This window comes from Tsukamurella strandjordii (genome assembly GCF_039525985.1).
Lineage (GTDB): Bacteria > Actinomycetota > Actinomycetes > Mycobacteriales > Mycobacteriaceae > Tsukamurella > Tsukamurella strandjordii.
In genome coordinates, this window is the sequence record NZ_BAAAII010000017.1 from 1 (window position 1) to 22,721 (window position 22,721).

The window sequence follows — 22,721 nt, forward strand, 5'->3', positions numbered from 1 at the left end:
GCTCACGTCACCGGCGTACTGACGGTCGGGACGCTCGGGCACCTCGGAGGTCGGATCCTCGAGCAACTGGCCACCGATCCGCACGGGGAGATCGGCGATGTCGACGCCGATGAAATCACCCTTCAACTCGCGAATGCCGCTCTGACCCGCGAGGAGGGCAGACCACGTCGACTCGGTATCAGTACCGAGGGAGGTGGTCAGCTCGATCGCGGTCACGACGACGCTGGGGAACTGCCCGCCGAGCGTGGTGAAACTCCGAATGTCAGCCATGCCTCCATCAGAACCGACCGTGCCCGTGCAGGTCCCTGTCGTCAGGTGAGAAGTTCTCCACGGGCAGTTGTGGACTCGTCACGAACCGATCGGTCCTTGAACCGGACGGTCCACGCCGCCGCGATACTGGCGCCACCGATCGCGAAGCAGAGCAACGCATACGGCAGGCTGCCGATCGGATCGCCGTTCACGGTCCACCCGCCGGTCGCACCGAAGTACGCGGGCAGCGCGGTGAGCCACAGCACGGCGAACACTGCGAGGTACGCCGTCGCGTACCACTGCACCAGCGGGTTGCGCGGTCCGAGGGCGGACGTGTCGCCGGCCCGCGCAGCGGACCAACTCCGCCACATCGCCACCGCACCCACCACGGACATCAGCAGCAGCTCCAGCATGTAGACCGTGCCGCGCACGGTGTCGCCGGCCAGGCCGATCACGGTGGCGGGCAGGGGGAGGAGGAAGGTGCCCACGGAGGCCGCGAGCCCGATCACCACGGTGCGCCCGGCCAGCTGCGGGCCGGTGAACCGCGCACCGTCGTCCACGTGCAGGCCCACCATGTACTGCACGCACAGGGCGAGCGACATCGGCCAGAGCGTGGCGAACACCACCACCGACCCGATCGGCACGGAGGCGAACATCGGCTGGTTGATCGGATTGTCGAGCGACCACTCCCACCAGCGCAGCTGGGGGCCGAGGTGATCGAAGATCTCGTAGAAGGCGTGGTGCACGAAGCCGACGGCGCACGCGCCCACTACGGTTCCGTACCGGCGGAACACCCCGAGCCGTCGGACCAGCTCGAAGGCCATCGTGGCCATCAGCGGGTAGATCGCCACGATGTACAGCGGCAGTCTGCCCCAGAGGAACTCGACCGTGAACAGGTTGTGCGCGAACATCGTGTCCACGTAACCGTCGATGCCGAAGGCGCCGGGGAAGTACAGCGGCGGCTCGATCACGAACAGGTACGCGGTGGCGCCGAACCACACCGCGAGATTGGTGGCGTCGCCCGCACGCCGCCACCGTCGCCACGCGTAGACCAGTGCGAGTGCCGAGCCGAGGATGATCGTGACCTCCAGCACGGGCAGCGTCCAGTTCTCCAGCGCGAACGGGCTGCGGAAGGACACCACGCCACCGGTATCGGCGCAGGTGAAACCCATGCGCCGCGCCAGGCCGTCGAAGGTGGGCGTGCACATGTCCACGGCTCACACCTCCGCGGTGGCCGACGAGTACCAGCGCGTGCAGTCGTAGCCCGCGTCGTACCGCTTCAGCCACTCGCCGGCCAGCACCGGAAGATCCTCGTGCGCCGGATCGTGCCCCGGCGTCTGGCTCCGGACGATGCCCTTCATGGCGACCAACTGCTCACCCCGCGGCAGCACGTCGAAGGCGCGTGGCATCGAGCCCTTCGTCAGGTGCGGCGCGAGCCCCACCAGCAGCTTCTGCTTGAGCCGGTATCGGGCGAACATCGAGAGTGCATCCACCTGCCGGTCCCTCAGCGGCACATGCTGATTGAAACCGGCGCAGGCGATACGGATCACCTTGAGCACGTGCGCGAAGATCGACGGCGCCATCCGCATCCGGTACAGCTCGCTGCCCACCATCGCGTTGTAGATGATCAGCGCCGAGCTGCGGTGCTCCACCTCCTCCACGAAGTGCCACAGGAACATCGAGGCCACCCGGTCGTCACCCGGGCGGAAGAGGTTCTCCTCGTTGTCCAGCATCAGCTTGAACACGGGCGTGAACGTGGCCTCCAGATCGGCCGTGTACGCCATCCGGTACTCGGTCGATGTGGCCTCGGTGAGCAGATCGAATTCGCCGATCACGGCATCGAGCGTGTTCTCCAAGCCCGGGTACTGCGCGATCAGTGCCTGCACATGCCGACGGTGCGCGGTGGAGTGGTGACCCTCCTGCTGCATGAAGGCGGTGGCCTCCGCGGCGACCTCGGGATCCTTGAACTCCTTGCGCAGCTGGAGGATCAGCTTCACGATCATCTTCTCGAAGCCCACGGCCAGGAACGAGACCGCGTTCATCATCGACGAGAAACCGGGGTTCTCCGGATTCCACAGAAAAGGTACGGGCGCCTCGTCGAAGTGGAAGTCCATCTTGCGGGGGTGCAGCTCGGTCATGCCGGAACCATACACATAGAACACGTTCTGTATGGTGATAACGCGCGAACCTGTAACCTGGTGCGATGGCACGCAGGGGATGGAACGGGACACCTCCGGTGGACGACGGCGAGGCCACGTCGCGCATCGTCGCCACCGCTGTCGAGTTGATCGGCACCCGCGGCACCACCTCGATCGCCGAGGTGGCCGAATCGCTCGGCGTGATCCGCCAGACCGTGTACCGCTATTTCCCGACCGTCGACGCACTGCTCCAGGCCGCCGCCGTGCAGTCCGTCGGCGGATTCCTGGACCGGCTCGCCGCACACCTGCGCGGTGTCACCGATCCGGCCGAGGCGGTGGTCGAGGGCATCGTCTTCACGCTCGACCAGGTGCCTCGCGCACCGCATCTGCGGCTCATGCTCTCGGGCGCGCACTCGCACACCGAGGAGATCGCGTCCGGCCAGGCCATGGCCTTCGGCATGACCATGATCCAGCGCTTCGACGTCGACTGGCCCGCGTACGGCTACGACGAGGCGGCGCTCCGCGAGCTGGTCGAGTTCCAACTGCGGATCATGCAGTCCTTCTTCATCTCTCCCGGCGAGCCGCCCCGCACCGCCGGAGATCTCCGGGCGTACCTGAGCCGGTGGGTCGCGCCCGCGGTCACCGACCGGGCTCGCGCACTCGCGCCCGACTGAGCGCTGCCGGCGCTACGCTGGGCAGCACCAGCGAGGAGGCCTCATGATCGGCAAGCGGATCAAGGACAACATCGACGCCGCGGTGAACGTGGCCACGAATTCAGTCGCCAAGTCCGGCGAGATCGTCGACGGTGCCGCGCAGGCACTCAAGGGCGATGTCGCGGGCGGGGTCGGCAAGATCGCCGCCAGCGCCACGAACATCGCCACCACCGCCGCCTCGGAGGGCGTCAAGATGGCCCGCCAGAACCTCGACGGGGTGCGCGAGGCCGCCGACAGCGTGGCGGACGAGGTCAACAAGCCGCGCTGATCGGCTATCGCTGCGCGTCGCGCCGGTACCCGCCCGGGGTGAATCCCAGCACCTTGCGGAAGTCCCGGATCAGATGCGCCTGGTCGGCGTAGCCCAGATCCGCTGCGATGTCCGCCATCGGCACATCGGGCTCGGTGCGCAGCAGTTCCGCCGCGTGCTGCAGGCGACGCCGGTGGATCATCGCGAGCGGGGTGAGGCCCACGTACCGGCGGGCGAGGCGCTGCACGGTGCGTGCCGATGTGCCCGTCGCCGCCGCGACCTCGTCGACGGTCAGCAGGCTCTCGTCCTCTTCGATCAGCGCCACGAGGCGGTTCGCGAGCCGGCCCTCATCGGACACATCGGGAGCGAGCGTGCGAAACCAGGATTCGTACGCCGCGCAGGCGGCGTCGATATCCGCGCGGCCCATGGCCGCGGCGATCTGCTCGTGCAGCGCGGGGAGATCGACGGGGTAGTAGGCGTCCAGGATCGCCCGCGGATCGTCGGTGACCGCCGCGGTGGCCGCGGGACGCAGCAGCGCACCCACCGCGAACCCGCGGCCGGTGAGATCGCGGTGGCCACGCGCGGTCGCCGCACCCGAGAGGCCCACCCCCGATGTCTCGACCACCAGGTTGAGAGCGGGAAAGGGGAGCAGTTCCTGCCGGGATACCCGGCCGGGCGCGATGTCCCACTGCGAGATCCAGAACCAGCGAACCAGTTCCGCGATATCGGGCGACGGTGCGCTGCGCTCGAACGTGGGCAGTGCCGCCGGGTACAGCACGCCTCGTCGGTTCACCGCCGGATCGCTCACACCCCGATCCTAGGCTGTCGCGAATCTTCAATCCCGCGGCGACGGCCCGCTCGTACCGTCGTTCCCATGACCGAGAACATCACCGCCGCACACGGCGCCCACACCACCCACGGCATCCCGCACGGCGTCACCTCGCTGACGCCGTTCATCGCCGTACCGAACGCCAAGGCCGCGATCGACTTCTATCGCGAGGTCTTCGGCGCCCGCACCATCGCCGTCACCGAACTCGACGGAACGGTGGTGCACGCCGATCTCGATTTCGGTTCCGGCCGTCTACAACTGGGCGAGCCGAACCCGCAGTACGGACTCGTGCCCGCACCCGAGGGCGACGCCGACTGCTACTCGCTGGGCCTGTACTGCGGCAACGCCGATGAGGTGGTTGCGCGCGCCGAGGCTGCCGGCGCCACGATCCGGGAACCCCTCGCGAACTTCGTCTCCGGCGACCGCTACGCCAGCATCCGGGATCCGTTCGGCGTGCGCTGGTCGATCATGACCCGCGTCGAGGACCTCAGCGACGAGGAGAGCGCGGCCCGCGTCGAGGCCTGGGCCGCGACGCAGGGCTGATCACCCGTGGTCGGTCAGTCGGCGACCGGCGCCGGGATCGGGTCGAGCGGGCGAGGCGGGGACTGCGGCATCAGCTGGAACCGCACGTCCGCCCGGCCCGACGGTGCCGCGTTGGGATCGGACGGTGCGAGCCACTTGAACCGCACCGTGATCTGCCCGGGGCCCGAACTGCCGACCACCGAGGTATAGGCGTTCGCCTTCTTCGTGGGCGTACCGGCGAACTTCCGATGGTCGAACAGCAGGACCTGCCGCGGTGAGCTCACGGTGCCGTGAATGCCGAGCGCGACCCAGTTGAGCGTGCAGTCGACGGAGCCGCCCATCGCCTCGACCTGCCAGGTTTCCCCGGAAGCGGCGGGTCGACGGTGCGCAGCGCACCGTCGATCACGTCCTGCGGAAGCTCGGGGCAGGAGACGGGTGCGGCCGCAGCGGAACCGGCGCTCACACCGGCGAGAGCGGCCACGGAGGCGACGGCGGCGCCGAGGGCGATCAGTGACGTGCGCATGCGTTGGACTCCCTTCGTCGGGGCGAACATCGACGCGGTCTTCATCGACGACTGCTCCTGTGATTATCGCCCTGCTCCAGCCGGCCGTTACGGCACCCCGCACGCGAGCCCGCGCGGGCCTACGCTGGAAGCCATGAGCGACGCAGCGCAGCAGCAGGACGATCAAGGCGCCTACATCACCGCGGATCAGCCCTACGAGCGTGACACCCGGTACATCGAAACCCGCATCACCCGCGACGGCCGCGACGGCTACCCCGTGGAGGCGGGCCGCTACCGCCTCGTCGCCTCGTACGCCTGCCCCTGGGCCACCCGCACGATCATCGTGCGGCGCCTGCTGGGCCTCGAGGACGCGATCTCGCTGGGAATCTGTGGCCCCACCCACGACAAGCGCTCGTGGACCTTCGACCTCGATCCCGGCGGCGTCGACCCCGTCCTGCAGATCCCGCGCCTGCAGGACGCCTACTTCCGGCGCGTGCCCGATTACCCCAAGGGCATCACGGTCCCGGCGATCGTCGATGTCCCGTCGGGTGCGGTGGTCACCAACGACTTCCCGCAGATCACGCTGGACTTCTCGTCCGAATGGGCAGACTTCCACCGGCCCGGCGCACCGAAGCTCTACCCGGAGGACCTGCGCTCGGACATCGACGAGGTGAACAAGCTGGTGTACCGCGACGTGAACAACGGCGTGTACCGCTGCGGCTTCGCCGGCTCACAGGAGTCCTACGACGCCGCCTACGACCAGTTGTTCAACCGGCTCGACTGGCTGAGCGAGCGACTGGCGAAGCAGCGGTACCTGGTGGGGGACACCATCACCGAGGCCGATGTCCGGCTGTTCACCACGCTGGCCCGGTTCGATCCGGTGTACCACGGTCACTTCAAGTGCAACCGCGAGAAGCTCAGCGAGATGCCCGTGCTGTGGGCGTACGCGCGGGATCTGTTCCAGACGCCCGGTTTCGGCGACTCCACCCACTTCGACCACATCAAGCGCCACTACTACGAGGTGCACCGGGACATCAACCCCACCGGCATCGTCCCCAAGGGGCCCGACCTGGCGAACTGGTTCACCCCGCACGGCCGGGAGAAGCTCGGCGGCAGCCCCTTCGGAGCCGGCACCGCGCCCGCGCCGCTGCCGATCCCGGCGGGCTGAGGCGGCCCCGCTCCATCACGGTGGAAGCCTCCGAAGCGGCTAGCTGGACCTCGCAGCGGGATCGGTCAGCGCCGTCCAGGCGAGATCGGCGACGGCGAAGTCGTGGTCGGCCCGGTCGAGCTCCTCGTCCTCCAGGAACCACGCCGCCGATAGGCCGGCGAAGGCGACGACCCACCGCAGCAGGCGATCGCGGTCCAGGCCCGAGGCCGCGACGATCACGCCGAGCTGCCGGTGGAATCGCTCCGGATCGGAAGCGGTGGCCAGATCCGGATTGGTGAGCAGATTCGCGTAGTCGTAGCCGCGCTCGCCGATCACGTTCTTCGGGTCGATCGCGAGCCAGCCGCGCTCGCCGAAATCGAGCACGTTGTCGTGATGCACATCGCCGTGCAGGACCACCTCGTCGCGCGAGGTGCGCAGGAGGTCATCGGCCACCGACCACGAGCGGGCGAACCGCGGACCGTCGGCCCGGACCGCGTGCAGCGATGCGAACCACTCGCGCAGCCCGACGAGCTCGGCGTCGGGCCGGCCCGCTCGCGGACGGTGCAGATGGTCGATCGTCGCGCACAGGATGCGGCTCGCCTCGTCGTCGTGCCCGCCCTCGGCCATGGCCATCAGGTCCGACGGTCCGGTGGCGCGCTCCATGAGCACGGTGTCGTCGTGCTGGGCGAAGACGCGCGCCGCACCGTCGCCGTCCCACCACCGCAGCACCGCGGCCCCGGCCCGCTCCTCGGGCGTGCGGGCCCGTTTGAGCATCGCGGGTGCGCCCCGATACCGGACGGGGAGCAGATCGCTGCCGGGCGTGGAGAAGGCGGCACCATCGGGGATCAGATCCCAGCGCGCGAGCGATCCGCGCCAGGCGTTCGGGGGCTGCACCGGACCAACGATATCCGGCGCACCGCCCCGCCGGATCAGCGTGCGGGTTGCTGCTGCGTGATGCAGTGGATGCCGCCGCCGCGAGCGAAGAGCGGACGTGCGTCCACGGTGATCACTTCCCGGCCCGGGTAGGCATCCGCCAGGATCTCCACCGCGGCTGCATCGTTCGGATCGTCGTACGAGCAGGCCACCACCGCGCCGTTGATGACGACGTGGTTGATGTAGCTGTAGTCGACGAAGCCCTCGTCATCGCGCAGCACGGCCGGCGCAGGAACCGATCGCACATCCCACGCGCGCCCGGCGGCGTCCGTCGTCGATGCGAAGACCTCACGCAACACCGCGCATCGCTCGTGATCGGGGTGGCTCGGGTCGCGCTGATCGTGCAGCAGCACCACTGCGGGCGACGGGATCGTGGCCACGATGTCCACATGGCCGCGCGTGCCGAACGTGGACGAATCGCGGGCCAGGCCGAAGGGGAGCCACACGAAGTGTGTCGCGCCGATCGTGCGAGCGAGCTCGGCTTCGACGTCCGCCTTGGACAGTCCGGGATTGCGGCCCGGATCGAGCTGCACGGTCTCCGTCAACAGGACGGTGCCCTCGCCGTCCACGTTGATTCCGCCGCCCTCGTTGACCAGCGCGGAATCGATGCGTTCGACGCCGGCGAGCTCGGCCACCGACTGTCCGATCAGGCTGTCGCGGTCCCACCGCGCCCACTCCTGTCCGCCCCATCCGTTGAACGTCCAATCGACGGCGCCCACCGTCCCGTGGTCGTCCACCACGAACGTGGGCCCGATATCGCGCATCCAGGCGTCGTTGAGCGGACGTTCGACCACCTCGATCTCCGCCGACAGATATCGGGCGGCCGCAGCCCGTTCACCCGGGTCGACGATCATCGTGACGGGCTGGAATCCCACGATCGCGTTCGCCACCGCCGACCACGTGGTGCGGGCCTCGTGCTGTTCCTGCTCGGTGTCCCCGAGCGAGTATCCGGCGGAGGGGAAGGCCATCCAGGTGCGCTCCTGCGGTGCGGTCTCCGAGGGCATTCGCCACGTCATCGCATGCCTCCCAACGGGTGACGGGCCTCGACCGGTTCGGTGAGCGCGCCGTAGGTGTCCGGACGCCGGGTGGCGAGGAACGGGAACAGGGTGAGCCAGTCGCGACGCTGATCCAGATCGAGATCGGCCACGAGCACCGCCGAGGAGTCCCGCGGCGCCTCCACCAGTACGCGCCCGTAGGGATCGGAGATGAACGAGCTGCCGTAGAAGGTGATCGCCCCCTCGTCACCCCAGCGATTGGGGACCACCATGAAGGTGCCGTTCGCGATTCCGTTGCCCACGATCACCTGCCGCCACAGTGGCGCCGTGTCGAAATCCGAGTGATCGGGTTCGGATCCGATGGCGGTGGGATACGCGATCACCTCCGCGCCCGCCAGCGAGTATCCGCGGGCGACCTCCGGGAACCACTCGTCCCAACAGGTCGGCAGTCCGAAACGGGCGCCGCCCAACTGCTCCGGAGCGTGCACGGGGTACGGGTCGCCGGCGGGACCGGGACGGAAGTAGGTGTCCTCGTAGTACCCGGCGGTCACCGGGATGTGCAGCTTGCGGGTCAGGGCCAGCAGCTCACCATCGGGTGCCACCAGGATCGCGGTGTTGTAGCCGAGGGGCTCCGCGTCGGGATGCTTCTCGTACAGCGACGCGTGTACGACTACCCCGTGCTCGGCGGCGGCAGCCGCGGCGAACCGGAAGGTGGGGCCGCGATGCAGGTCCTCCGCCAGGTCGCTCGGGCGGGCCCCCGCCCGCTCGAAAGCGGGATACCGCATCAACGTGATCTCGGACAGGAAGACCACGCGCGCGCCGGCCGCGGCCGCCGCACCGATGGCTTCGGTCAGCTCGCACTCCAGGCGGTCGGGGTCGTCGTGCCAACGGTGCTGGACGAGTGCCACGCGCAGCGGCGGCCGGGTGGGGGCGTGCACCCGGGCGGGGGAGTCGGGAATCGCTGGGGCGATGACGATGTCCACACCACGTCCTCGGTGTCGGAGCCCGCGTGCGAGCGGGCCTAAATCGATAGGCTTTCGATTAGGGTAGCCGTGGGGCTTCGAGGCCACAAGATTCAAATCGAATGTCTTTCGATAGTTGTCGACTTCGGGTAAGTTCGCGCACGTGAGCAGACGTGTCGGACGACCCAGCACACCGCAGATCGATCGCGCATCGATCGGCGCGGCCGCGCTCGAACTCATCGATCGCGACGGCGGCTTCACCATGCCGGCGCTGGCCCGCCGCCTCGGGGTGCAGGTGTCATCGATCTACCACCACGTGGACGGACGTGGTGCCGTCGTCGAACTCGTCCGCGAAGCGGTCACGAAAGACGTCGACGGGGCGTGGTTCGACACGCTGCCCTGGGACGAGGCCGTCGAGGCCTGGGCGCGGGGGTACCGCGCCGCGTTCGCCGCCCACCCCTCGGCGGTACGGCTCCTGGCCACGGAGACCATCGCGGCCGGTGCCACCGTCCTCGACTATCAATCGGCGGCCGCCGGACTCCTGCGTGCGGGCTTTCCGGAGGGCCGGGTACTCGCCGTGATCGTGGCGATCGACGACTTCATGCTGGGCGCCGCGATCGACACCGCCGCCCCCGACGAGATCTTCCACCTCGACGCCGACGACCCCGCATCCGCATCGTTGCGCCGGGTGGTGGCCGCCGCCCCGAAGGGGCCGGCCCGCGCACAGCAGGCGTTCGACGTGGGACTCGAAGCCATGATCCGTGGCCTGCGGGAGATGCTCACCGCCGACGACCGAGCCGTGCTCGCGTCCGCCGGACCGGGGGAGCGGCGATGACGATCTTCGTCGCCTACCTCGCCACCGACGGCGGCCGGGACGCCGTGGCCCTCGGGGTGCAGGTGGCCCGCAGCATGCGAACCGACCTCGCGGTGGGAATGATCGTGCCGCCCGACGCCGCGGCACCCATCACGCCCGGGGACTTCGTGGATCAGGTGCTCACCGCGCAGGCCGATGAGTGGCTGCGTGCCGCGGTCGCGGCCGTGCCCGCCGATGTCGCTGTCAGCACGCACGTCCGAGTGAGTGACTCTCCCGCGGAGGGGATCATCGCCGAGGCGGAGCGGCTGGGCGCGGACGCCGTCGTGATCGGCGGCACCGGCGGCGGCCTGCTCGGCTCGCATTCGCTCGGATCGGTGGCCAACGACCTGATCCATTCATCGTCGGTGGGGCTCCTCGTGGCACCGCGCGGCTACGCGGATCTCGCCCTTCCCACGATTCGCCGCATCACCTGCGCCGTCGGCACCCGTGCGGGGGCCGACGAGCTCCTCGATGTGGCCATCGCCTCGGCCGCACGCGCCGAGGTCCCGCTGCGACTGATCTCCCTCGTGGCATTCGACCTGATGCCCGGGCATCGTCGGGCCGATCCGGTCGCGCAGGACCAGGCCCGTGACCACGCCGAGCGCGTGCTCGACGAGGCGCGAGCGCGCCTCTCCGGAAGCGTGCCCGTCTCGGTCTCCGTCGCGGTCGGACCCACCGTGGAAGACGCCGTCGAGCAGGTCGGCTGGGAGAGCGGAGACATCATCATGGTCGGATCGTCCCGCCTCGCGGCGCCCCGCCGCCTGTTCCTCGGCTCGACGGCGGCCAAGATGCTCCGTCGCCTCGACGTCCCGATGGTCGTGGTTCCGAAGGAGGGGATCTGATGTCCGCAGACGTCGTCGACAAGGGACTCGCGCGCGGGCGCATAGGCACGTTCGCCGGTGCGGTGCTGGGCATTTCGACAGTCGCCCCCGGATACACGCTGACCGCCAGCATCGGACTCATCGTGGCCGCGGTGGGGCTGAAGATGCCCGCGATCTTCATCGCCGGGTTCATTCCGATGTTCCTCACCGCCTACGCCTACCGCGAGCTCAACTCGCGAGTGCCGGACTGCGGCGCCTCGTTCACCTGGTCCACCAAGGCTTTCGGCCCGTACATCGGTTGGATGTGCGGCTGGGGCATGGTCCTGGCCACCATCATCGTGCTCTCGAACCTGGCGGCGATCGCCGTGGATTACTTCTACCTCTTCCTCGCCCAGGTCACCGGGAACGACGCGCTCGCCGACCTCGCCGGGAACAGGGCGATCAACATCGCCACCACGCTGGCCTTCCTGCTGATCGCCACCGCGATCGCGGGTCGCGGAATCACCACCAGCACTGCGGTGCAGTACGTGCTGGTCGGCTTCCAGATGGTGGTTCTGGTGGTGTTCGCCGTCACCGCGATCATCCGCTCGGCGGGCGTGCCCACGGGGCTGTCGTTCTCGATGGACTGGTTCAACCCGTTCACCGGCATCACCATCGCGGCGTTCGTGATCGGCCTCACCGGCTCGATCTTCGCGTTCTGGGGCTGGGACACCTGTCTCACGCTCGGCGAGGAGTCCAAGGACCCGAACAAGGTGCCCGGCCGGGCCGGCCTGCTGTCGGTGGTATCGATCCTGATCACGTACCTGCTGGTGGCCGTCGCGGTCATGATGTACGCCGGCGTCGGCACGGAGGGGCTGGGGCTCGGCAACCCGGACAACTCGGAGAACGTCTTCCGTCCCCTCGCGAATCCGGTCCTCGGCGATGTCGGCGGAACCATGCTGTTCCTCGCGATCTTCGCCTCGTCGATCGCCAGCCTGCAGACCACCTTCCTCCCCGCCGCGCGCACGATGCTCGCGATGGGTGCCTACGGCGCCTTTCCCAAGAAGATGGCGTCGGTGCATCCGCGCTACCTCGTGCCGACCTACGCCACCGTGGTGTCCGGCGTGGTGACCGCCGTCTTCTACACGGTGGTCAAAATGCTCTCCGACCGCGCGCTCCTCGACACCATCGCCGCGCTGGGCATCATGATCTGCTGGTACTACGGGATCACCGCCTTCGCCTGCGTCTGGTTCTTCCGCCGCGAACTGCTGCGCAGCCCCCACGACTTCGTCTACAAGTGCCTGTTCCCCGCGGTCGGCGGCACCATCCTGGCGATCGTTTTCGCGATCTCGGTCCAGGAGAGCCTCGACCCCGCGAACGGCAGCGGCGCATCGTTGTTCGGCATCGGGATCGTCTTCTACATCGGGTTCGGCCTGCTCCTGCTGGGCGCGGCACTCATGCTCGTCCGGCGTGCGACGCACCCGGCGTTCTTCCGAGGCGAGACCTTGCGCCGCTCCGTGGCACCCCCGACCACGGAGCGCGACGTCCTCTCCTGAGTCCTCTCCTGAGTCTCGGCGTGATCTCGGCGGCCACTGCGGATCTGGAGCACAATGGTGTCGTGAGCGATTTCAACAAGGACATCATCGAGGAATTCCGCGCGAACAACGGCACCGTCTCGGCGATGGGCTTCGGCCGCGCTCTGGTGCTCGTGCACAGCGTGGGCGCCAAATCGGGGGAGCCGAGGATCAATCCGCTCGCCGGTATCCGGGACGGCGACAGTTGGCTGATCCCCGCATCCGCGGGCGGCTCGCCGAAGAACCCGTCGTGGTACTACAACCTGGTCGCGCACCCGGACATCGAGATCGAGTACCCGGACGACGAGGGCGGCATCTCGTCCGCACGGGTCACCGCCCGCGAGCTCACCGGTGCTGAGCGCGACGCCGCATGGACTCGCTTCGAGGAGCGCTCCGAGGGCTTCACGAAGTACCAGGAGACCGCCGGAGGCCGCGTGATCCCCGTGTTCCGCCTCGACCCGCGCTAGCGGCGGAAGCGGGCCGCCGTCGCCACACCGAGGGCGATGTCGCCGTAGTCGCCGCCGAGTGCGCGGCGCAGGGTGCCCTCGTCGATGTGTTCACCCGCTGCGAGCAGGGCCTCGACCGCTTCGGCGTCGGCGGGGTAGTCGCCGTCCAGGTTGTCCTCGTAGGCCTGCGAGAGGACATCGGCGAGTACGCCCGCCGCGGTCTCGGGATCGGTCGCCGGACCGGGCGTGAAATGCGCCTTGGTGATCAGGTCCGGGTTGTGGCCCACCGCCGACCACGACGTGCCGTCGAAGCCGTAGGCGAAGTTCGGCGCTGTCGCCCCCTCGGGGAGTGCGGCGAACCACCACCGCGGGGCACCGGCGGCCACCAGATCGTCGCGGCCACGCAGGTCGGTATCGCCGGCTTCGCGGTCGAAGCCGACGATGCTGGCCCGACCGCCCGACAGCAGGGCGAGGTCGAACTCGGATCCGCCACCGTCGGCGAAGTGGGCCACCCCCGGTCCTTCGGGGCGAAGGTCCTCCTGCTCGAACACCGCAGCGACGACCGCGGACCACGCCGCGAGCATCGACCATGCGTCAGACGGGGCGGGGAGGAGCACTTCAGTCGCCGTCATGAACGCGATAGTAAACGTGTGAATTGACAGCGTCAAAGATCATGCGACGGTGATCACTTCCCGCGTTCCACGTAATACAACCCACGCGGCGGCAGCCGTCGCGATGAGCAGGACACCCGACGTCCCGACGGTGGTGGTCACCGCGTCGACCCACGCGTAGCGCGCGCTCTCGGCGAGAGCGGCACCGTCGGCACCGCCGATCGACGCGGCCTGCGCGAGCGTGTCCCCGAGCGTGCGCGACATGCCGTCGTGCCGCGTGAAGACCGCGGTGGCCACCGAACCGAGGATCGCGAGACCCATCGCCGTGCCCAGCTCGAAGCTCATCTCCGACATCGACGACGCCTGGCCCGCCCGCTCCGGCGGCGCCGCCGCGAGGGCCGTCTCCGAGACGAAGGTGAACAGGGTGCCGTAGCCCACGCCGGCCACGACGGTGGCCACCACGTACAGCCAGGTCGGGCCGTCCACGCCGAGCCCGACCAGGAGGAACTGGCCGGCGGCCGAGAACAGCAGCGACGCGGTGAAGGTCCACTGCCGGCCCAGGTACTGACGGATCCATGGTGCGCGCATCGAGAAGTACGCCACGGTCGCGGCCGCGGGCAGCCCGAGGAAGGCCGCCGCCAGCACATCCAGTCCGACCACCGACTGCAGGTAGATGCCCGTGAGGTAGGACATCGAACTGAGCGTGGAGATGGCGATGATCGTGCCGCAGATCGCCATCGCGAAGACCTTGTTGCGGAACAGGTCGAACGGGATCAGCGGGTGCGCGGCGCGCCGCTGTTGCGTGATGAACGCGACCAGCATGACGAGCCCGAAGGCGCCCACGCCGAGCGTGGTGGCGGTGACGCCGTGGCTCGCCGAGGCCTTCACCGCGTACACCAGCGGAAAGATCGCGGCCATCGACAGTGCGACGCCGACGAGGTCGAACGGCGCCGAGGTATCGGTGCGCGATTCGTCGATCAGCAGCGGCCCCGCCACCAGGAAGGCGAGGAAGACCGGTGCGTTGATGAGGAACACCGATCCCCACCAGTAGTGGTGCAGGAGAAGGCCGCCCAGAACCGGTCCCACGGCCACGCCGAAGGAGAAGGCCGCCGTCCAGATGCCGACGGCGACGCCGCGATCACGCGGGTTGCGGAACATGTTGGCGATGAGTGCCAGGCTGGCGGGCAGCAGTGTGGCGCCGCCGACGCCCATCAGCGCGCGAGCGGCGATGAGCAGGCCCGGGGTGGGGGCGAACGCCGCGAACACCGAGGCCACGCCGAACAGTGCGGCGCCCCAGGTCATCAGGCGGCGGCGGCCCCACCGGTCGCCCAGGTTGCCCATGGTGATCAGGAGTCCGGCCAGCATGAAGGGGTAGATGTCCAGGATCCACAGCTGCTGTTCCGAACTCGGATGCAGAGCCGCGGTCACGTGCGGCATCGCCAGGTACAGGACCGAGGCGTCCATGGAGACCAGGAACACCGGCAGCAGGAGCGCGGCGAGGCCGCCCCAGGCGCGGCGCGGGGTGGTGGACACGAGAACTCCTTGACACGATCTCAACGACGACGCGTACGGCGTACGCAGAACGGATGGGTACACTGTACGCAGAACGTTCGGGCAGGGTCAACGCGATGAGGAGTGACAGTGTCGGAGAGCGCGCTCACCAGAGAGGCGATCGTCGCCGAGGCGGTGCGCCTCGCCGACGAGGGCGGTCTGGAGAAGGTCTCGATGCGCCGGATCGCCGAGGCTCTCGGAACGGGAGCCATGTCGCTCTACCGGCACGTGCCCGATAAGGAGACGCTCATCCGGGAGATGGCGGCCGCGGTGGGCGCGGGGGCCTTGTATCCGGAAGAGCTCCTAGGAGACCCGGATTGGCGCCGTCGGGTGCACATCGCCGCCGAGACCGACCTGCGGCTGTACCTGCGTCATCCGTGGGTGTTGCTCGCGCACGCCGTTCCCCGGGCTGCCGTCTCACCGTCGTCGGTGGCCTGCTTCGACTGGTTGGTCGAGGCGCTCGACCACCTCACCGGCAAGGTCGACGATTCCGCAGAACTCGCCCTGCACGTGTGGAATCACGTCCAGGGCGCCGGGCTCGGCGCGGTCGGCCGTGTGCTCGTGGCCCCCGGATCCTCGCTCGACGGAGTCGGTTTCGTCGCCGGCCTCGCCGACGATCCGCTGATCGAGGAGCTTCCGCGGATGCGCGATCTGGTCGCGATCGAGCGCCCCGAGCTGTGTGAAGCGCTGCCGCTGCTGCGGTCGGGCATCGAGGCGCTGTGCGACGGTTTCGCCGCGCGCTACGGCGATCGATCCACGCCCCTCGCTCCGCCGACGGTCGCGGGCCCCTCGACCTCGTGATCGGCCGCGGGTGGAAGGTCGTGAACTCGCCGACGCGGGTTCACGCCCTTTCCACCCGCGATTCAGCCGGATGCGTCAGCGTGGTCGGGATGAAGCCCGCAACGAATCGGCGCGTCTTCCTCAAAGGTGCACTGGCCGCCGGGGGAGTGGGCGCAGGCCTGCTCCCCACGCCCCTGCAATCGGCCATGGCCGAGCCCGCGGCGGCGGGCGGCCTCAGCGACCTGCGCCACGTGATCTTCCTGATGCAGGAGAACCGCTCCTTCGACCACTACTACGGCACGTTGCGCGGTGTGCGGGGCTTCGACGATCCCGCGGCGATGCGACTGCGCACCGGGCACAGCGTCTTCGACCAGCCCACGCGCACGGGCCTGCCGGTGCAGCCCTTCCCGGTCCGCGGCGCCGCCGAACGGCAGCAGATGGATGCGCAGAACATCGACGCCCTCGACCACACCTGGACGGGAGGCCAGGCGGCGCTGGCGGGCGGCTGGAACGACGGCTGGATCCCCGCGAAGACCGATTCCACGATGGCCTACTACGACCGCCAGGACATCCCCTTCCACTACGCGCTCGCCGACGCCTTCACGGTGTGCGATCACTACTTCTGCTCGGTGCCCACGTCGACCTCACCGAACCGGAACTACTTCTTCTCCGGATACACCGGATACGAACCGCTCACCGGTGCGCGCGCGGTGGAGAACACCGCCTACGACCGCGGCCACCCCGGCTACGACTGGCCCTGCATCGGCGAAATCCTTCAGGACGCGGGCGTCGAGTGGCAGGTGTACCAGGAGTGGGACAACTTCACCGACAACAACATCGAGTTCTTCCGCCGCTTCAAACAGGTCTCGCAGGCCGTGTTCCGCGACTTCGGCACCGAGATCGACGACTTCTATCAGGGGCTGCGCACGCTGCCCGCCGACGAGGCCGCCCGCCGCGCCGCCGAGGTGGATGCCCGCGCCCGCACGCTCCCGCAGCCCGATCGCGACCTGTTCTTCCGCGGCCTGCGCCGCGGCCCCACCGGCACACTCACCGATCGCATCGCCGCGGACATCGCCGCCGGAACACTCCCCGCAGTGAGCTACGTGGTGGCCTCGGAACGGGAGTCGGAACACCCCAGTGCCTCGTCGCCCCGCGCGTCCGCCAACCTCGTCTACCGCATCCTCGACGCCCTCGGCCGCAACCCGGAGGTCTGGCGGCACACCGCGCTCTTCCTGCTCTACGACGAGAACGACGGCTACTTCGACCACGTGCCGCCACCCCGGCCGCCCCGCAGCGCCACCGACGAGTGGGTGGGCGATCTGCCGCTCGGCCTCGGCAACCGCGTGCCCATGACGATCGTCTCCCCGTGGACCATCGGCGGTTTCGTCTCCTCGGAGACCTTCGACCACACCTCCACCCTGCGATTCCTGGAGCGGTGGCTGGGTATCTCGGTGCCGCACATCTCCCCCTGGCGGCGCACCGTTGCCGGCGATCTCACCAGCGCCTTCGACTTCCGGGTCCCGCGGTCGCTCCCACCCTCGAACCGGCCCGCTGCCACCGGGAGCCTGCGCCCGCGGTGGAAACCGCACGCGCCGGCCGTGGGGCAGCGGCCCCGCCAGGAGCCCGGCACCCGGCCGACGCGCCCCGTGCCGTACCGCACCGAGGTCACCGTGCGGCGCCGGTCCGACGGGCTGCGGGTGCGCCTGCGCAACACCGGCAAGCGCAGCGCTCACTTCACGGTGTTCCCCTATCACGCACCGGATTCCGCGCCGCTGCACGCCGATGTTCAGGGGACGACGGAGCTCACCGTGCCCCTGCGCGACGGTGCCTACGACATCGTCGTGCACGGGCCCGCGGGTACGCACTGGACCTTCACGGGTCCGTGACCGCCTCGGCGGCACGACGATCGATGATGTAATCCGCCGTGCGCGCGATCCGAGGATCGGGATCGTCGCGCAGCGACGCCAGCGCGGCCGCTGCGGCGGGACCGCGGATCTCCGCCAGTGCCTGCACCAACCGCTGCCGCACCGGATAGTCGGCGGCGGCGTAGGAATCGGTGAGGGCGCCGACGATCGCGCCGTCGTCGCCGGCGGCCGCGATCGCGTCCAGCGATTCGGCGGCGGGGACATCGCCGTCGCCGCGCAGGATCATCGAGACGAGCTCGCCCACGGCGGCCGGGTCCCCGCGGTGGCCGAGTTCGATGGCGGCCACCGCGCGTACCGTCGGATCGGCGTTCGAGAGTGCGCCGCGCAGCGCATCGTCGGCGGGGAGCTCGATCAGCGTGTCCACGGCACGGCGCCGGACTCGCGGATCGTCGGATTCGAGGCCGCCGAGCAGAACCCGGACCGCATCGCCGTCGGCCCGGGGCAGCGCCCAGCGCAGGGCGCCGGCCACGTTGAGGTTCTCCTCCCGCAGCACCGCGTCCGCCAGTGCCTCGCCGGGCGCGGTCCCCGCGGCACCCAGCGCGGCCTGCTGCCGGATACCGGGCGACGGTGCCTTCAGCCGATTGAGCAGCGCCACCACGTCGAGCACATCGTCCCAGGCATCCGGTCCCGCGGCGTAGACGTGCCGCAGGCGCGCGAGCAGGGTGGTCTGCACGTCGATCTGCTCCTGCGTCTGCGCGATCAGCCGATCCACCAACTCGGCCGGCGCGAACGCCGGATCGTCGAGCGCCCGCCCGATGTCCTTGAGCGAGAGGCCCAGTGTGCGCAGGCTCTCCACGTGGAAGATGCGGCGGAGGTCGGCGTCGGCGTACTCGCGGTACCCCGACACCGACCTCCCCGACGGACGGACCAGGCCCAGCGCGTCGTAGTGCCGCAACATCCGCGCGCTGACGCCGGACCTCTGCGACACCTCGCCGATCCTCACCGCCGCCTCCTCACAGCTCTCGGCCCTCGTCGGCGGCACGCATCCGTTCCGCGCCGAGCGCCGCCGCACGCCGCGCGGAATGCAGGGCGGACGAGGCGCCCGAATCCGGGTCCGAGAGCAACCGCATCGTATCCGCGGCGTGCTCGGAGACGATCGGATCGCGCGACTCGATCGCCGCCCGCGCCACCGTCTCCCCGCTCTCGCCCAGGGCGAGCAGTGCCCGGCTCAGGCTGAGCCGGGTGTCGGCATCGCCGCGCCCGAACTGCGCGGCCAGGACCTCCGCAGTGCGGGCCCGCTCGGCGTCGGGCACCAGGACCGCGGCGGCGCGCCAGGCGCTCCGGGCCACCTCGTCGTCGGGATCGGTCAGCAGTCGCGCGACCGAGGGCCACACCGAGCGATCGCCGATCTTCGACAACGTGTGCAGCGCCTGGCTGCGCGCCTGGGCCACCTCGGACCCCAGCTCGCTCACCAGGAAGGGCACCGTGTCCGCGGCGGGGAGCCGCGTGAGCGCCCAGGTCAGCATGTCCCGGACGAAGAAGTCCGGCTCCACTGCGCACCGGTTCACGAGCTCCGTCAGTGAGCCCGGATCGGCGGCGCTGCCGACCAGGAGCGCCGCGCGCAGTCGCGCCGACGAGTCCGGGTGATCGAGTACGTGATTTCCAGCCATGACGGCCACCTCCTTCGGTGACTCCGAGCATCGACCTTCGCACGGTGTCAAGGTCAAGGCCTGTGGCGAGATCACGCGAAAGTGCAGGTGAAACACGTCGGGGAGGGCCGAAGCCCTCCCCGATGCGAGTGATCCGTGCGATCACTCCTTGTCGACGTCGACCACCTTCGCGCCCTCGGCGGCACGGACGACGGCGGCGGCACCGTCGTGGGCGCCCTTGCGCGAGGCGTACGCCTGGCCCGACGCCACGACCTCGCCGTTGCCGGCCTTCAGACGGAAGCGGAACTTGCCGGAGCTGTCCTCGTACACCTCGAACTTGCCTGCCATGGTTGGAGCACCTTTCGTGTGGTGGAGGCCCGGTCTGCGGGGCCGAGTGCAGCGTAAATCCTCGATGCACTGAATGCGCGGTGAAGTGGACGACACGCCGTGCACTGATCCGCATGATCGCAACCCTCGTCTCAGCGAGCCCTCAGCCGTTGCCAAGCGGGCTGACTATCGTGGAATTCGATACTCACAACCGAGGGGATGCACAGGCATGGGGATCTTCGACAAGGTCCGGGGCGAACTCGTCGACATCATCGAGTGGCTCGAGGACGACCGCTCGATCATGGCGTGGCGGTTCCCGCGCTACAACAACGAGATCAAGAACGGTGCGCAGCTCATCGTGCGCGAGGGCCAGGAGGCGCTGTTCGTGTACCGCGGCCAGCTCGCCGACCGCTACGGCCCGGGCAGCTACACGTTGGTCTCGGAGAACATGCCCGTGATGTCCACGCTGCAGGGCTGGCCGCACGGATTCAAGAGCCCGTTCCGCAGCGAGGTCTACTTCGTCAACCACCGGCCGATCACCGATCTGCGCTGGGGCACCCCGAACCCCGTCACCATCCGGGACCCCGACTTCGGCATGGTCCAGGTACGCGCCAACGGCCTGTGCGTGGTCCGCGTCGTCGACTCGCCCACGTTCCTGCGCCAGGTGATCGGCACCGACTCCAACGTCGACTCCGAGGAGATCGCCGAACTGCTGCGCCGCACCATCGCCACCGCCTTCTCGGACATGCTGCTCGAGACCGGCGTGGGCGCGATCGAGTTGCAGGGCCGCCAGCGGGAACTCTCCGAGAAGCTGCGCGAGTACGTGCAGAGCCGGATCCAGGGACCCTACGGTCTCGCCTGCGAGGCGATCGAGATGAACATCTCGCTGCCCGACGAGATCACCCAGGCCATGACACGCGGTGTCGCGCGCGGTGTCGAGGAGAAGGGCTACTACGGCAACGTCGGCGATATGGGGCGTTTCCAGCAGGGCCGCGCCGCCGACTCCATGCTGGGTGCCGCCACCAATCCGGGTGGAGGCGCCGCCGGCGATTTCATGTCGGCCGGCATGGGAATGGCGATGGGACAGCAGTTCAGCCAGAACTTCCAGAACCAGCAGGCACCGCAGAACCCGCAGCAGCAGAACACGCAGCCGCAGGGCGCCCCCGCGGCACCGCCGCCGCTGCCCGGCGGCCCGCAGTTCCACGTCGAGCAGAACGGCCAGGCCACCGGCCCGTACCCTGTCGACCAACTGCGGGGCATGAACCTCACCCCGCAGACCCTGGTGTGGTCCGCGGACATGGCGGGGTGGACGCCCGCCGGTGAGGTACCGGCCCTGCGGCCGCTGTTCGGTGCCACCCCGCCGCCGCTGCCGCCCCAGCCGGGACGATGACGGTCCCGCCCCCGCTGCCCGAGCAGCGGCCGGCGCCACCGATCCGGCCGCTCACCCCGCAGGTGCCGCCCGCAGCGGATCCGGGGGCACCCCCGGAGCGCGCGCTGTTCCAGGTCACCGAGCAGACCCGCACCTATCCGTGCGCGAACTGCGGGGATTCGCTGATCTTCGATCCCGCCACCGGCGGGCTCCGCTCACCCGGATGCGGCAGCACCTTCCCGGTGATGCTCGATCCGACCAAGCGGATCGTGGCGCACCCGCTGGGGCCCACGATGAACGCGGTGTACGCGCAGGCGCGATCGGCGGCGGCGCCGCAGGTGGTCGATCGCGAGGTGGTGTGCCAGAACTGCGGTGGGCACACGCTGTTCAGCGGAACCCTCACCGCGGTCCGGTGCCCGTACTGCAATACGCCGATCCAGCGCAACGACATCCAGGTTGCGCCGGCACGGCTCCCGATCGACGGGATCCTTCCGCTGCAAGTCAGTGATGCCCAGGCGCGCACCAACATCGAGGCCTGGGTGAACAGCCGCTGGTTCGCCCCGCGCGAGTTCAAGAAGTACCGAGTACTGGGATCGTTCACCAGCGTCTACCTGTCGTACTACAGCTACGACGCCGAGGTCAGCACCGACTACTCGGGCTCGCGCGGCGAGCGTCGCACCCGGCGCGACCGGGACGGCAACGTCGAGACCTACACCGACTGGTACCCCGCCCGGGGCCGCGTGCACAACAGCATCCGGCACCTCACCGAGACCGCCAACACCGGGCTCGACGGCGGCCGGGTGCGCGCCCTCGAACCCTGGCCCGCCGATCGTGCCGTTCCCTACACACCGGAATTCGTAGCGGGGCACCTGGCCCGCACGTACGACGGTGACGCGGCGCAGGTCTTCGAGGCGCAGGCGCGGCCCCGGATCAACGACATCGTGGAGACCACGGTGCGCCGCGACATCGGCGGCGACGAGCAGCGGATCCACCGCATGAATCCGGTCTTCCAGTCCATCGACTTCGTGTACCTGCTGATGCCCGTATGGCTGCTCACCGTGACCTTCGCCAACAAGCCCTTCCAGGTTTTCGTCAACGGCGTCACCGGCGAGGTGCAGGGCGAGCGGCCCTGGAGCACCGTCAAGATCGTCTTCGCGGTGCTCGTGGGCTTGCTCGTGGTCGCCGCCGGGGTGTACCTCTACATGCAGAGTCAGGGAGGTTCATGATGTCGACGGTGATCATCGTCCTGTTGGTGCTGGTCGTACTGGCGGTGCTCGGAACGACGGCGTTCGCCGTCGCGCTGGTGCGCAACAGCCGCCGGCAGCAGCAGGCGGAGGGCGCGATGCCCTTCCCGAGCCGCGCCCCGCTGTCCTGGTCGGGCTCGCACGTTCCCGAGGCAAGACTGCACCGCCGCATCCGCGACGCCGTGCGCGCCTTCGACCAGCCCGCCGGAATCCTCACCGCCGCCCAGCTCGACGAGCAGGTGCGGCTCACCGTCGCCGCTCAGGAACTCGACGACCGGCTGGTCACGATCGCCGCACTGCCCGAGACCGCGAAGGCCGGCGAGCTCGATCGCGCCACCGCCGAGGTGGCCGATCTGGAGCGGCGGATCGGTGAGACGGTTGCGCCCGGAAAATCTATCGGTGGGTCTCACTAGAC

At 69.4% G+C, this 22,721-nt stretch carries 26 protein-coding genes; 13 read left to right on the forward strand and 13 right to left on the reverse strand.

Annotated elements, in window-relative coordinates:
• The 3 genes from ABD108_RS21610 to ABD108_RS21620 all read right to left on the reverse strand — a co-directional run.
• Window positions 1–270: beta-ketoacyl synthase N-terminal-like domain-containing protein (locus ABD108_RS21610; RefSeq protein ID WP_343931354.1), on the reverse strand; the 270-nt coding region annotated here is incomplete at its 3' end.
• 41 nt (window positions 271–311) lie between these two features.
• Entirely contained in the window at window positions 312–1,457 is a 1,146-nt protein-coding gene (locus ABD108_RS21615; RefSeq protein ID WP_343931401.1) for a DUF7802 domain-containing protein, read from the reverse strand.
• A 9-nt stretch (window positions 1,458–1,466) separates the two neighbouring features.
• On the reverse strand, window positions 1,467–2,387 hold the full coding sequence (locus ABD108_RS21620; protein ID WP_305112002.1) for a metal-dependent hydrolase: 921 nt from the start codon (window positions 2,385–2,387) through the stop codon (window positions 1,467–1,469).
• 65 nt (window positions 2,388–2,452) lie between these two features.
• Between ABD108_RS21620 and ABD108_RS21625 the strand changes: the two genes are divergently transcribed.
• Window positions 2,453–3,061, forward strand: a complete 609-nt coding sequence (locus ABD108_RS21625; RefSeq protein WP_343931355.1) for a TetR/AcrR family transcriptional regulator — start codon at window positions 2,453–2,455, stop codon at window positions 3,059–3,061.
• A gap of 43 nt (window positions 3,062–3,104) precedes the next feature.
• Window positions 3,105–3,368 (forward strand): Rv1893 family protein, encoded by a 264-nt coding sequence (locus ABD108_RS21630; protein ID WP_343931356.1) that lies wholly within the window; start codon window positions 3,105–3,107, stop codon window positions 3,366–3,368.
• Window positions 3,369–3,372: 4 nt separating this feature from the next.
• Here the strand turns inward: ABD108_RS21630 and ABD108_RS21635 are convergent, their stop codons facing one another.
• Entirely contained in the window at window positions 3,373–4,155 is a 783-nt protein-coding gene (locus ABD108_RS21635; RefSeq protein ID WP_343931357.1) for an AraC family transcriptional regulator, read from the reverse strand.
• A gap of 66 nt (window positions 4,156–4,221) precedes the next feature.
• Between ABD108_RS21635 and ABD108_RS21640 the strand changes: the two genes are divergently transcribed.
• Window positions 4,222–4,719 (forward strand): VOC family protein, encoded by a 498-nt coding sequence (locus ABD108_RS21640; protein WP_343931358.1) that lies wholly within the window; start codon window positions 4,222–4,224, stop codon window positions 4,717–4,719.
• 14 nt (window positions 4,720–4,733) lie between these two features.
• Here ABD108_RS21640 and ABD108_RS21645 read toward each other — a convergent pair whose 3' ends face one another.
• Entirely contained in the window at window positions 4,734–5,039 is a 306-nt protein-coding gene (locus ABD108_RS21645) for an LppP/LprE family lipoprotein (protein ID WP_343931359.1), read from the reverse strand.
• Between the two features lie 315 nt (window positions 5,040–5,354).
• On the opposite strand from ABD108_RS21645, the gene ABD108_RS21650 reads away from it, so the two are divergent.
• Entirely contained in the window at window positions 5,355–6,368 is a 1,014-nt protein-coding gene (locus tag ABD108_RS21650; protein WP_343931360.1) for a glutathione S-transferase family protein, read from the forward strand.
• 39 nt (window positions 6,369–6,407) lie between these two features.
• On the opposite strand, the gene ABD108_RS21655 is transcribed toward ABD108_RS21650, so the two are convergent.
• Genes ABD108_RS21655 through ABD108_RS21665 form a run of 3 tightly spaced genes read right to left on the reverse strand, consistent with a single transcriptional unit; the run spans window position 6,408 to window position 9,258 of the window.
• Window positions 6,408–7,241, reverse strand: a complete 834-nt coding sequence (locus tag ABD108_RS21655; RefSeq protein WP_343931361.1) for an aminoglycoside phosphotransferase family protein — start codon at window positions 7,239–7,241, stop codon at window positions 6,408–6,410.
• Between the two features lie 35 nt (window positions 7,242–7,276).
• Complete coding sequence (locus ABD108_RS21660; protein ID WP_220655635.1) at window positions 7,277–8,296, reverse strand: agmatine deiminase family protein; 1,020 nt, start codon at window positions 8,294–8,296, stop codon at window positions 7,277–7,279.
• The gene (locus ABD108_RS21665; protein ID WP_344186118.1) at window positions 8,293–9,258 is read right to left on the reverse strand and encodes a nitrilase-related carbon-nitrogen hydrolase; all 966 of its coding nucleotides are present in this window, start codon (window positions 9,256–9,258) and stop codon (window positions 8,293–8,295) included. The genes ABD108_RS21660 and ABD108_RS21665 overlap by 4 nt, the downstream gene beginning before the upstream one ends.
• A 142-nt stretch (window positions 9,259–9,400) precedes the next feature.
• Here ABD108_RS21665 and ABD108_RS21670 point away from each other — a divergent pair, with 142 nt between their 5' ends.
• The 4 genes from ABD108_RS21670 (at window position 9,401) to ABD108_RS21685 (ending at window position 12,931) form a co-directional block, all read left to right on the forward strand.
• Window positions 9,401–10,072 (forward strand): TetR/AcrR family transcriptional regulator C-terminal domain-containing protein, encoded by a 672-nt coding sequence (locus ABD108_RS21670; protein ID WP_255585440.1) that lies wholly within the window; start codon window positions 9,401–9,403, stop codon window positions 10,070–10,072.
• Window positions 10,069–10,932, forward strand: coding sequence for a universal stress protein (locus tag ABD108_RS21675; RefSeq protein WP_343931362.1), 864 nt, complete (start codon window positions 10,069–10,071; stop codon window positions 10,930–10,932). Before ABD108_RS21670 ends, ABD108_RS21675 begins: the two co-directional genes overlap by 4 nt.
• Complete coding sequence (locus tag ABD108_RS21680; protein ID WP_343931363.1) at window positions 10,932–12,446, forward strand: APC family permease; 1,515 nt, start codon at window positions 10,932–10,934, stop codon at window positions 12,444–12,446. The genes ABD108_RS21675 and ABD108_RS21680 overlap by 1 nt, the downstream gene beginning before the upstream one ends.
• A 62-nt stretch (window positions 12,447–12,508) precedes the next feature.
• Window positions 12,509–12,931 (forward strand): nitroreductase/quinone reductase family protein, encoded by a 423-nt coding sequence (locus ABD108_RS21685; protein WP_220655631.1) that lies wholly within the window; start codon window positions 12,509–12,511, stop codon window positions 12,929–12,931.
• Here ABD108_RS21685 and ABD108_RS21690 read toward each other — a convergent pair.
• Together ABD108_RS21690 and ABD108_RS21695 are read right to left on the reverse strand one after the other, a co-directional pair.
• The gene (locus ABD108_RS21690) at window positions 12,928–13,542 is read right to left on the reverse strand and encodes a hypothetical protein (protein ID WP_220655630.1); all 615 of its coding nucleotides are present in this window, start codon (window positions 13,540–13,542) and stop codon (window positions 12,928–12,930) included. The two genes, ABD108_RS21685 and ABD108_RS21690, sit on opposite strands and share 4 nt — an antisense overlap.
• A gap of 39 nt (window positions 13,543–13,581) precedes the next feature.
• On the reverse strand, window positions 13,582–15,054 hold the full coding sequence (locus tag ABD108_RS21695) for an MFS transporter (protein ID WP_220655629.1): 1,473 nt from the start codon (window positions 15,052–15,054) through the stop codon (window positions 13,582–13,584).
• Window positions 15,055–15,162: 108 nt separating this feature from the next.
• Here ABD108_RS21695 and ABD108_RS21700 point away from each other — a divergent pair, with 108 nt between their 5' ends.
• Window positions 15,163–15,873 carry a TetR/AcrR family transcriptional regulator gene (locus ABD108_RS21700; protein ID WP_343931364.1) on the forward strand — a complete coding sequence of 237 codons (711 nt, stop codon included), beginning with the start codon at window positions 15,163–15,165 and terminating at the stop codon, window positions 15,871–15,873.
• Between the two features lie 89 nt (window positions 15,874–15,962).
• Complete coding sequence (locus ABD108_RS21705; protein WP_305111993.1) at window positions 15,963–17,738, forward strand: phosphocholine-specific phospholipase C; 1,776 nt, start codon at window positions 15,963–15,965, stop codon at window positions 17,736–17,738.
• Here ABD108_RS21705 and ABD108_RS21710 read toward each other — a convergent pair.
• From ABD108_RS21710 to ABD108_RS21720, 3 genes are all read right to left on the reverse strand, one after another.
• Entirely contained in the window at window positions 17,725–18,705 is a 981-nt protein-coding gene (locus ABD108_RS21710; protein ID WP_343931365.1) for a HEAT repeat domain-containing protein, read from the reverse strand. The genes ABD108_RS21705 and ABD108_RS21710 overlap by 14 nt on opposite strands.
• A gap of 25 nt (window positions 18,706–18,730) precedes the next feature.
• Window positions 18,731–19,387, reverse strand: coding sequence for a HEAT repeat domain-containing protein (locus ABD108_RS21715; RefSeq protein WP_343931366.1), 657 nt, complete (start codon window positions 19,385–19,387; stop codon window positions 18,731–18,733).
• A gap of 141 nt (window positions 19,388–19,528) precedes the next feature.
• Entirely contained in the window at window positions 19,529–19,714 is a 186-nt protein-coding gene (locus tag ABD108_RS21720; protein ID WP_220655624.1) for a YegP family protein, read from the reverse strand.
• 208 nt (window positions 19,715–19,922) lie between these two features.
• Here ABD108_RS21720 and ABD108_RS21725 point away from each other — a divergent pair, with 208 nt between their 5' ends.
• Genes ABD108_RS21725 through ABD108_RS21735 form a run of 3 tightly spaced genes read left to right on the forward strand, consistent with a single transcriptional unit; the run spans window position 19,923 to window position 22,719 of the window.
• Complete coding sequence (locus tag ABD108_RS21725; protein WP_343931367.1) at window positions 19,923–21,083, forward strand: SPFH domain-containing protein; 1,161 nt, start codon at window positions 19,923–19,925, stop codon at window positions 21,081–21,083.
• A complete protein-coding gene (locus ABD108_RS21730) occupies window positions 21,080–22,288 on the forward strand; it encodes a TFIIB-type zinc ribbon-containing protein (RefSeq protein ID WP_343931368.1) in 1,209 nt (402 codons plus the stop codon). The genes ABD108_RS21725 and ABD108_RS21730 overlap by 4 nt, the downstream gene beginning before the upstream one ends.
• Window positions 22,285–22,719 (forward strand): hypothetical protein, encoded by a 435-nt coding sequence (locus ABD108_RS21735; RefSeq protein ID WP_220655621.1) that lies wholly within the window; start codon window positions 22,285–22,287, stop codon window positions 22,717–22,719. The genes ABD108_RS21730 and ABD108_RS21735 overlap by 4 nt, the downstream gene beginning before the upstream one ends.
• Window positions 22,720–22,721 lie beyond the last annotated feature (2 nt).

Coding starts and splice junctions, on each gene's coding strand:
- ABD108_RS21735 (WP_220655621.1), top strand. CDS start 22,285: ATGATGTCGACGGTGATCATCGTCCTGTTGGTGCTGGTCGTACTGGCG.
- ABD108_RS21690 (WP_220655630.1), bottom strand. CDS start 13,542: ATGACGGCGACTGAAGTGCTCCTCCCCGCCCCGTCTGACGCATGGTCG.
- ABD108_RS21625 (WP_343931355.1), top strand. CDS start 2,453: ATGGCACGCAGGGGATGGAACGGGACACCTCCGGTGGACGACGGCGAG.
- ABD108_RS21660 (WP_220655635.1), bottom strand. CDS start 8,296: ATGACGTGGCGAATGCCCTCGGAGACCGCACCGCAGGAGCGCACCTGG.
- ABD108_RS21675 (WP_343931362.1), top strand. CDS start 10,069: ATGACGATCTTCGTCGCCTACCTCGCCACCGACGGCGGCCGGGACGCC.
- ABD108_RS21715 (WP_343931366.1), bottom strand. CDS start 19,387: ATGGCTGGAAATCACGTACTCGATCACCCGGACTCGTCGGCGCGACTG.
- ABD108_RS21705 (WP_305111993.1), top strand. CDS start 15,963: ATGAAGCCCGCAACGAATCGGCGCGTCTTCCTCAAAGGTGCACTGGCC.
- ABD108_RS21630 (WP_343931356.1), top strand. CDS start 3,105: ATGATCGGCAAGCGGATCAAGGACAACATCGACGCCGCGGTGAACGTG.
- ABD108_RS21725 (WP_343931367.1), top strand. CDS start 19,923: ATGGGGATCTTCGACAAGGTCCGGGGCGAACTCGTCGACATCATCGAG.
- ABD108_RS21620 (WP_305112002.1), bottom strand. CDS start 2,387: ATGACCGAGCTGCACCCCCGCAAGATGGACTTCCACTTCGACGAGGCG.
- ABD108_RS21615 (WP_343931401.1), bottom strand. CDS start 1,457: ATGTGCACGCCCACCTTCGACGGCCTGGCGCGGCGCATGGGTTTCACC.
- ABD108_RS21680 (WP_343931363.1), top strand. CDS start 10,932: ATGTCCGCAGACGTCGTCGACAAGGGACTCGCGCGCGGGCGCATAGGC.
- ABD108_RS21720 (WP_220655624.1), bottom strand. CDS start 19,714: ATGGCAGGCAAGTTCGAGGTGTACGAGGACAGCTCCGGCAAGTTCCGC.
- ABD108_RS21640 (WP_343931358.1), top strand. CDS start 4,222: ATGACCGAGAACATCACCGCCGCACACGGCGCCCACACCACCCACGGC.
- ABD108_RS21645 (WP_343931359.1), bottom strand. CDS start 5,039: ATGGGCGGCTCCGTCGACTGCACGCTCAACTGGGTCGCGCTCGGCATT.
- ABD108_RS21650 (WP_343931360.1), top strand. CDS start 5,355: ATGAGCGACGCAGCGCAGCAGCAGGACGATCAAGGCGCCTACATCACC.
- ABD108_RS21730 (WP_343931368.1), top strand. CDS start 21,080: ATGACGGTCCCGCCCCCGCTGCCCGAGCAGCGGCCGGCGCCACCGATC.